The 9198-nt window shown below is 50.2% G+C and carries 6 protein-coding genes and 1 pseudogene; all 7 read right to left on the bottom strand.

Translation table 11 applies throughout. The features are described 5' to 3' along the window. Positions 1-261: 261 nt before the first annotated feature. The 7 genes and pseudogenes from GGR95_RS18545 to GGR95_RS18520 all read right to left on the bottom strand — a co-directional run bounded on the left by GGR95_RS18545 (position 262) and on the right by GGR95_RS18520 (position 9016). Entirely contained in the window at positions 262-2964 is a 2703-nt protein-coding gene (locus GGR95_RS18545) for an AAA family ATPase (protein ID WP_184568358.1), read from the bottom strand. Between the two features lie 109 nt (positions 2965-3073). Continuing rightward, the gene (locus GGR95_RS18540) at positions 3074-5350 is read right to left on the bottom strand and encodes an nSTAND3 domain-containing NTPase (RefSeq protein WP_184568357.1); all 2277 of its coding nucleotides are present in this window, start codon (positions 5348-5350) and stop codon (positions 3074-3076) included. Positions 5351-5550: 200 nt separating this feature from the next. Beyond that, on the bottom strand, positions 5551-6807 hold the full coding sequence (locus tag GGR95_RS18535) for a tyrosine-type recombinase/integrase (protein WP_184568356.1): 1257 nt from the start codon (positions 6805-6807) through the stop codon (positions 5551-5553). Positions 6808-6825: 18 nt separating this feature from the next. Then, positions 6826-7161 (bottom strand): annotated as a pseudogene (locus GGR95_RS19225) (helix-turn-helix domain-containing protein); the annotation flags it as partial. Beyond that, positions 7158-7529, bottom strand: a complete 372-nt coding sequence (locus GGR95_RS18530) for an AlpA family phage regulatory protein (protein WP_221385031.1) — start codon at positions 7527-7529, stop codon at positions 7158-7160. The pseudogene GGR95_RS19225 and the gene GGR95_RS18530, both read right to left, overlap by 4 nt. Before the next feature lie 147 nt (positions 7530-7676). Further along, the gene (locus GGR95_RS18525; protein ID WP_184568355.1) at positions 7677-7889 is read right to left on the bottom strand and encodes a MerR family transcriptional regulator; all 213 of its coding nucleotides are present in this window, start codon (positions 7887-7889) and stop codon (positions 7677-7679) included. 170 nt (positions 7890-8059) lie between these two features. After that, positions 8060-9016, bottom strand: a complete 957-nt coding sequence (locus GGR95_RS18520) for a hypothetical protein (protein ID WP_184568354.1) — start codon at positions 9014-9016, stop codon at positions 8060-8062. Between the last annotated feature and the right edge of the window lie 182 nt (positions 9017-9198).

The following is a 9198-nucleotide window of genomic DNA, read 5'->3' as shown; positions in this document are numbered from 1 at the left end:
CGCTCCATGGAGAAACTCCCTTATAATCCATCTGTCAGGGCTGAATCTCAGATCAGGGGCTCACAAGGAAGGTGGGGTGGGCGCACCGCTTACCAATAACAGACTGATCGGTTGGGAGAAATTTCCCGAGCAACAGTAACGGCCCGGAGCCGACATTCACCGCCCCACAATTAGGTTCCCGGAAGCTGACATTGGTACAACTCGAAGCAATTCTCTCTAGCGAACGATTGGGATGAACCAGCTTAGCCTACTGACGCAACATCAAAGGAACTCTGGCTCAGGACCTTTCTCATAACGATGTCCTTTCTCGAGGACGGCCTTTCGGTCAGAGACCTTCTTGTGAAATTCGACTAGAGCCTGCAGGTCAGCATCAAAATCTACCTTTTCAGGTAGCTCCTGTGGCAAGTCTGCCGCTCTATCGTGCCCGGAATGATGCGAGCATCGCTTCATGCCCTCGAAAATCGCCGGATAATCATCTGCGGGATCATAGCAAGCATGCTTTAGGCTTTGGGTCATTACCTCGGGACGAAAACGCTGGACCGTACCGTTGAACAGAATTTCTTCGACGATCCGCTCCCAGGTTTCGCGCATTAGCGTATAGATGGCCGTGAGAGGATCGCGAAACTCCTGAACCGCCGGATCATAACCGTCCTTATACAATTTGGCCTTAGCTTCGTTGAGTTCGCCGATGCGCTGCTTTGCCTTCTTGGTGTGGTTCGGCTTACCCGAGTCATCAATAATCCCGAACTTGGTTCCCCCTAGACTCGACATCCATTCGGTATGGCAGGGAATATCAGCACGGCGTGCCTCATTCTCCATCATGTAATGAAACATGATATTGTGCGTAAAGATGATGACCTGACGGCCAGCCGAGGCCTCTGCCACAAGCCGCTTTGCTACAGCTTCCATTCGGGAGTGATCCAGAGAGGAAACCGGATCATCGACAATAATGCCGTGTTCGGCACCAACCTCGATCAGTTCGGCAAGGAAACATGACAACGCGAGCGCTCTCTGCTCACCCTCGCTGAGCACATCGCTGTTGTTTGCCACACGCTGATGAGCAGTCAGGCCAACTTCAATAACACTGTCAGGGCCTGCACTGCGGTCGGAGAGGTCGATGGGAATATGCGAGAGCTTGAGAGTATCCAGTTCTTCTTTGAGCTGCGTTTTCAGGCTCTTGGTCAATATGACACGGCGACGGGCCGTGAGTTGGCGTGCAATGGGACCTGACGCACAAAGCTTGCGCGCCTCTTTGATCTTGTGCCGTTCCACGAGCTGCTTAAGCCGGGCGACCACAATTTCGATCTCCTGGCTCAGCTTCTTTGAATCGTCGAGTTCTACCTTTTCAGATGCGAGCGCTTTCATGCGCTCTTCATCGGCATCTGCGTTTTCCAGAACATCGATCTGCGCCTGCAGGTTTTCAAGCGCTGCATCGACCTTTTGGATGAGATCGGCTTGAACAGTTTCCATAGCATCCGCCCCATCAAAATTGCCCGCTTCGATCATAGCCCTCACCGCCTCAAGACGCGAAGCAAGCACACGGTAGCCAAGCGCAATCTCATCTACAAAAGCCTGATGATCATCGCTCAACCCGCCATAAACGCCAAGAAGCGCTTTGGTTTGATCCTGCGTGCCAACGCGGTGAGCATTGATCGAAGCGCCAAGCACCTCGTAGTCTTCTGTGGCTTGCTGACTGTCGCTGGCAGTGCGCCCTGAAATATACTCATCGAACTTCGCCATCCGCGATGCCGCGTCATCCTCCAAGGGTTGCTGACAAAGGACGCAGGATTCGCCGGTGGCCAACTTGGGATCATCGCGCTCAGGGAAAGCTTCACCGGCAAAGTCGCGGGCATAGATCAGCATCTTTCGCCAGGATTTCGAACCGATTTCCGGGATTGGCATGCCTGCTCCCAGACCTTGGGCTGCAGCCTTGGCCGCCTCGGCTTTTGTCGTCATATCGGTGTGGGCATCTGTGATCTTTTCAATGCCATCATCGGCAAGAAGTCCAAGGTGACCGAAAAGCTCGGTCTTTATATTCTCTAGCTCCTGCTTCGCCGATCTGTGAGACCGCAGCCGCACCTTAGGATCATCGCGAATTTCGTCGCTGACGCTCTGGAGAGCAGCCTCCTTTTCATCACTCCATTCGGAGAGCGCGCGCAGGCCCGCTTCATCGGGAAGATCGGCTAGCTCTGTTTCAGGGACGAGTTTTGCAAGAACCTGGGAGACAGCGGTGCTATCCGTATAACCAACAGGCAGTGGCGTACGGATCGCCACATTGATCCCGGTTTCTCGCACCTCAAAATGACCGTCCAGCTCCTTTGCTGCCAAGGCAAGCTTGTTCAAAAGGTCGAGCTCATAGGGTAGGAATTCAACCTTGCGGTCTTTGTCTACGTAAACGCGCGCCGTCGCCGTATCGAATACGGATATCCTTGCTAGTTCTGCCGGAGACGGATCGCCATGTCGCCAGGTTATCTCTTGGCGCTCGGGTTCGTCGCCTTCCATGCCGAATACTAGGTCAACTTCTGGTGGGTCGGCTGCGGCGGCCTCATAAACATTGCCTTTGAGGTCTTGAGGACTGAGAGACCTGCAAAGCTGTTTAGCTATTCGGCAGTAGCCGCTCTTACCTGATGCATTGGCACCATAAACAAGTGTGATCCCATTTTTCGCGAATTTGATCGGAGGCTGGTCGCCTGCTAGCCGGTCTACCCGACGGACAGGTCCAATCGCACCAAGAATTGTGCGTGGGGCGTCGGCTGCCGGATCAGATAGGTGCTCCGCAGCTAGGGGAGTAACCGCAGCGACCTCGTCGTCGATCAGTTCGGTTGCCTTCTCAACAACCCTTCGTAGGTCCGACAAGTTTTCTTTGCTCAACTCGCCTGTTGTCGCCAGCCGCCAAAGCGCATCCTTTTGCCAATCGGGCCGTACTTTTTGATCGGACCAAGTAATAAGCTCCTCAAATGCCATTTAACTATTTTCCTTATAAATGCCGAATAGCGATGCACCGCTGTTGGTTCGCCACAAGCTAAGCCAAGTGCCCTTTACGAGAAAACACAGAATCGTTGGAGCAGGAGAATTATTTTGAAAGAGTCGAGAACAAGCTTACGAGATCATTGTCGGAGAACTCTGCATCGGGGTTACTATTTTGCCCGCGAGAACTCGGTTGGTATTCATCATAATCAGGCACTTCAATTATACTGATTTTCTCTTGTACCACCCTTTTCGCAGTTTCTGCACTGCGACCAGTGTGCTGTGCAATGAACTCCAGCATCTCTAGGTGCTCATTAAGCTCACTTTCGGAAGAAAAGTCAGAGATTCTTTCTGAAATCTCATCAAACTCGTAGTCAATCGCGGAGTTGATCGCGTCCTCGATGGGTCCGAGATCAATAGCTTCATCGAGGTACTCGTCTATGGCGTCATTCACGGCGACCAATTCATCCATCGGAACGCCGGTTTCGATTGCCGTCATCAGAACGGCTTTAACTGCTGTTAGCAGGTCTTCTTTGCCGTCAACATCATCATCGACAAAGCTGGAAATCCTCCAATGAAGTTCTGGCAATTCCCTAGAATCTCGTGACGCATCCACCCTAAGGGTATCGCTCTTCAAAACTGAGATTGCGGCATCGAGAAAGCCACGGTCGTCAGAGTGCTCAAACAGGTCCAGCAGAAGGGATCCGCGATCTGCGATAGAGAGGTCATCGAGTTCGGAGTACCAATAATTGTACTGCTCCAACTTCACCTTTTTGAAATTGGGAATTTGGCCCAGTTTGGTTGCAAAATCGAAGAATGCCTGCGCCAGAGCTTTTAATTTATCGGGATCGGTCTGGAGCGTATGCTTCAAGTGGTTCCACAGATTCTGAGCCCATTCAGCCCGAACACAAAGAGTCGGGAGCAGGCGCAGAAAGTCTCCATCAGATAAATGCTCTTTTAGAAAGTCGCGGACTGATGGGTTCACAAACCGTACCTGGTTCCCGGATATAGCAACAAAACCCGACTCGAGTGATTTAAGAGCTTCTTCGAAGTCCTCTGGCTTTGACGGCTGTGAATAGTGTTCGCAAATTTTATTATGTACCGCATTGAAGTTTTCCCGCAGAACCTCAATGGATTGGCGATACTGATTTCCAAAGTAGAGTGCCACAAGCAGATTCTGGCAGCGCATACTGAGACTGCGATATGCCTTGGCCCAGATCAGCGCAGGATTTTCTAGGGTCTTGAAGACAAATTTTGGATAGGCGGATGGTTCCAAATCCTCAGGACACTCGGCAGTAACATACGCGATTAGGCGCGGATTGTAGTTTGGGTGGTCGACGATCTTCTTGAGCCAATCATCTTGAAGCAGAGCTTCTACATGGTCGCCATTCAAATCTGACGCGGCAAGGTGGTTGAACAGGATACGCGCTTTGATTGAGCGAGTATATTGGCCGACATCCAGCAAAAATTTTGAGAGCTGGAAGCGGCCCTCATCCATATGATCTGAAAGCCGTCGTGCTTCCTCAAAAATGTGCGCGCGCGTGGTAAGAATGAAACGAGAGTTTTTGGAAGCTCTAACGCGTTTCACAAATCTCGCAAGTTGCCCATCCCGTTGAACAAGCGCTTGGCGATCGAGTTCAATCTGACCGAGAAAATCGTCAAAGAAGAAGATGGTTCGCTTTTCCTCATCGAGTTTGGCAAAGCCATCGTCGAGAGATCTTATCGCGCAAAATTGCCAATCATCATTGAGATAGTGATAGGTGAGCATTTTGGCCAGCGTGGTCTTCCCCACCCCTGGCGGGCCAGATACAACGAGGACACGATGTCGTTCGAGCTTTTCAAACGCTAAGTCAAAACTTGGGTTACGAACATAGACTCGCAACTCGTCCAAAATTTCAGCTTTGGTCGCTGCCGTGTGGGCCTCGAGACCTGACTGCAGCACCTTCTCCAAGACTGCCGTACTGGTCATCCAGAGTTTTAGATTTGCCTTTTCGATGTCGGGATGACGCTTCAGCGCAGCCTCAATGTCTTCCGCACCCCAAATGTCTTCCGGATGTTTGAGGCGATCACCTAACACACCTGCCAGTTCGTCGCTGCGTGCTGGTGTCAACGATTGAGACGTTAAGAAAATATAACGACTTGGTTTCAGAAGATCGATCTTCGGCACTTCATTTTTCAAAGCCGACTTCAACTGAGAAAACGTTGAATTCAGATAATGCTTGCACTGAAGAATGGTCGACTTAGGGCCCTTGGAATGCCTGCCATCAACACCGCCATCAGCTCCCGCGCCAAACGCAGAAAACCGCTGCCCGGTTTCAGCTTGCAGGATATCGCGACACAGATCTTCAAAATCCGGAGGTGACAGATTTCCAAGCCTTTTCATGTCACAATCCCACCAGCTATTTCGTTCATAAGTCTACACTACCAGACCTGCAATTGGATGAGAAAGTCAGCCTAGTCCACAAAAAAGGAGGGGCCACTCCCGATCCACGTTACGACCTCCTGCGAATGTCTGCTTAACTAACAAATCAAGTGTAACGATACCAGTGTAGCGAAAGTCCGGAATCCGCCCATTTCACCCCATCACGTGAAGGTGCCTTTTTTTTGATGCTCCGAAAGAAGCTCTCTGGCACGTTCAAATTCTGCCGTTCCTTTGACCAACCCGTGCTCGTGATAACGCAACATAAGTAACATGTCGTCCGGTTGCGCGTCTGAGCCTGAGGTTTGCTCAAAAGCTTCAAAGACCTCATCGATGTCGTTAAGCGTCATTTTCTGATAATAGCGTTGCGTGGTGCTGATATCTGTGTGGGCCATGTTCGCAGACCAAGCCGCAGCTTGTTGTAGCGTTTTGCAGTGCTTTAGGCCCAACGCTCCGATGTAGTATTTGGCCGAATGAGGAGTGAAGCGTTTCCCAACGAGCTCAGACGCGCAATTGAATGCTTCAGAAACTGCATGAGTTGAGTTCATGACGGCAATATCGCCAGCGCTTCTTAAGCTGAGGTGCGGATGCAAGTCTTGCTCGGTGGGAAAAAGTGCGTCGTCCCCACGAAAGCCCAGAGCCGAAATTTCTTCCAGCCAATCCTCCACAACTTTTTCAAAAATAGATGGCAGGGGGAAAAAATTCGTCTTCCAACTCTTGCTGTTTTTTGTCCGTGAGACCCGACCATCTTGAATGATTTTTCGCTTTGGGACGTGAATATGTTTAACCCTCAGGGATGTAGTCGTATCAGCACGCAGAGCACCAAGAAACGCGACAGCAATCATAGCGCGGTCCCGTCGTGCTTTGATGGTGTCGGTCGGCATCCTTTCAACCATCGCGACAGCTTCCTTGTCGGTGGGTGTCGGTTTTTCTTCGTCGCTATGGCCCTTCAAATCAAACTTTTTTGGTAGGATAAAATGGCCCGGCAAGGACCTATTAAGGTTTTGGTAGCCACTCTGATCAATCAGCCAATCGAAGAACGCCTTAAGGTGCGATGCGCAGTGGCGGACCGTCGACACGCTGCGTTTGTTGTCTCGATCACTCTCAACGCTCATTTTGAGGCTATCGCGGAAGGCCGAAACATCTTCCGTTTTAATCTTCCCAAATGACTTTCCGTGAAAGAAAGCCTCGAATTCACGGATAAACGCGAGCTTCGCGCTGATCGTTTTGGCTTCGTAACGCCCGGCAAACTGAAGCCATTGATGTATGATGCGGTCATTCTCAAAGTAGATACCGTCGTTTTCTGATACCTTACTTTTCACAAGACCAACTGGGTCCGGTTCATCTCCTTCGTCTAGCGACACCAAGTTGGTATTGGTATTGATGCAAGCTGAAATCTTGTCCCAATCTGTCTCATTCACTCGCTTTTGAACCACGCATTTGCAGCTGGGGCACTGAGCCCAAACGCCTGCAGAACCATCTTTCAGGGGATATAGCACAAGTGAAGATCGGTCAGGAAATATCCGTTCTTTGCATTTGAAACATTTGAACTGACCAACCCGAAGAGTGGCTTTTGTTGCCAAACGCCTAGCCAGATGAAACCGCTTAATTTCAGCCCCATTGAACACATATGGTGTTCGACCGTCAGACGGGCGGAGACCCTCAGCGACCCAATTAGAAGCCGTATTCCGTGTGATGCCAAAGAGCTGCAGCAGATCTTCGACTGTGTACACGAAGTGTTTCTTAGGCCTTATGTTTTTGTAAGACCTGCTCATGATGCTCGGCCTTTGGCTGGTTTTGTACCTTTACGGGTCTTGGTCGGCTTGGTTGGTGTGTAGCCATAAGCGCCTACTTCAAATTCGAGAAGCTCCGATTCCAGCCAGCGGCTTGTACCTGCGGTTAGTTTGACAGGCGCAGGAAACCGGCCGTCCTTTTTGACCCAACGCCACACGGTGGAACGTCCCACACCGTAGCGTTTTGTGATGTCATCAATTGACAGTAATCGAGAGGCGATCACCGATGTTTGACTGCGCTTAGTCTTTTTTGCTTTGGGCTTGTTTGACTGGGAAGGTTTCTCAGGCTGAGGACCTCCTTCAAACAAATCACCTTGCAATTGCTTTGAGCTAGGAGGGGCTTTAGTCACGCAACTGCCCTCCAAGGCCCGCATGTAATTTGAGCCAAGCAAAAATATAGTGAGGGTGCCCAAGTCTTGCAGCGACCCAAAAATAAGCGTCAAGGAAGAGAATTGATGGTACCGATGTCGCCAAGGCGATAAGTTCTGAGACCGCCATTAGCGTTGACCCTGACGCGCTGGATCAATCCTCTGCGCTTCTGCCCAGGCATTGAGGTCGGAGCCGCGATAAACGACTTTGCGACCTAATTTGTAAAAGGCTGGGCCTTTCATCTTGTGACGCCATTGCGCCAGCTTGGCGCGGTCTCCAATGGTCTTGAGTTCTGGATCGCCCAAGACGTAGTTGCGATCGTTCTCGAAAAGATCAGGCATTCTCTAATTTCCTTCATCCTGTAGTGATGATGAAGGTGTGCACCTGAACCTGTTCAGTTTTCACCAATAAAAATAGAGCCTTAAGCGCTTTAAGGAAAATTGAAACTCGCTTAAGCGCTCCTCTGTTTCAGAAAAACCGCTTAAGCGGTTTGGCAAAATGTACTGGATTTTTAACCTGTTTTTTTCTGTAAAACTTTGAAACGGGATTGATATCTCAGGTCCGATTTCATCTCGTCAAGATAGGCATCGCGGCGACCCTTTCCTTGCCTCCAAAGTTTACCGTCATGTTCGGCTGCATTTTCAATGGCAATATCCGCCAACTTATTAATGCTGAGTCGGGCAAAGATCGGGTTCTCACGGGCCAACTGCTCCATTTGGGTTAGCATCGCCTCTATTCGTTGATGTCGTTGTGTATTTGAAACCTTGCCGCTCGCGTCGATGCGGCGTTGTTGCCCCTCTTCAAAGGACACCCCTTTTTGGGCAAAATGCTCAATTTCATACCGAACAAAGTATTCGCTGATCAGTCTACCAGTCAGAAACCCTGCATTGTATTGGCCCTGCATAAAATTGACCAAGTGACTTGACGAGCCCAACAGGTCCTTAAGTCCGGAAACGCCATTTAGGCTACCAACGTTCTGTAAGCGCTCCGACTGCTCAAAGAGCTGTTGAAAGATTATTTTTAGACTCTGCGCTCGCCATGGGTCGGTTTTGCAAGCTTCACTGAGAACCACTTCTAAACCGGTTTCTGGCAATCCTTCTGCATATATGGTCCGTGGGTCAATACCTAAGTGGGTCCTTATCTCAGCTTCGATATACTGCTGTTCTGCATCTGGGTCGTACAGCAGTTGAGGTTGCGCAATAAATGTCTCTGCAAGTGCTACAGTGCTTTCGAAACTTTCTACTGTTTGGCGCGAGATGATTGTCGCAAGTGCGGTAAACCCCTTTGACTGAACGATCGAGATTACATCCGTGTCATTGCCAGATTGAACAGAGATACTGACGCGAACCATCCACTTTTCAAACTCAAGAACGTAAGGCCCTCTAGCGGCTATTATGGTCTTAAGCGCATCAAAATCTATTGGTGCATGGATATCATAAGTCCCAGGTCCGTCATGAATTAATGTCATTGATTCTACCTCATTTGTGCTGTGCCGTCTTGTGTTACGAAATCGGACCATTGCACCATCAAAGCGCGTCTTTTCTCAAGTAAATCTGACCGCGCATAGGCTCTCTCAACCTTTGTGCCGACCTTGTGGGACAGACTTCGTTCTGCCACCTCCCACTGACCGTTGCCGGTCTCAGACACCCA

It is taken from the genome of Sulfitobacter undariae, assembly GCF_014196805.1.
Taxonomy (GTDB): domain Bacteria; phylum Pseudomonadota; class Alphaproteobacteria; order Rhodobacterales; family Rhodobacteraceae; genus Sulfitobacter; species Sulfitobacter undariae.
Note: the sequence above shows the minus strand (reverse complement) of the source record. Positions and strands in the feature narration are given on the sequence as shown.

Bases quoted from the DNA above. Each gene is read 5' to 3' on its own strand.
- GGR95_RS18545 (WP_184568358.1), bottom strand. From the start codon at position 2,964: ATGGCATTTGAGGAGCTTATTACTTGGTCCGATCAAAAAGTACGGCCC.
- GGR95_RS18540 (WP_184568357.1), bottom strand. From the start codon at position 5,350: ATGAAAAGGCTTGGAAATCTGTCACCTCCGGATTTTGAAGATCTGTGT.
- GGR95_RS18525 (WP_184568355.1), bottom strand. From the start codon at position 7,889: ATGCCTGATCTTTTCGAGAACGATCGCAACTACGTCTTGGGCGATCCA.
- GGR95_RS18520 (WP_184568354.1), bottom strand. From the start codon at position 9,016: ATGACATTAATTCATGACGGACCTGGGACTTATGATATCCATGCACCA.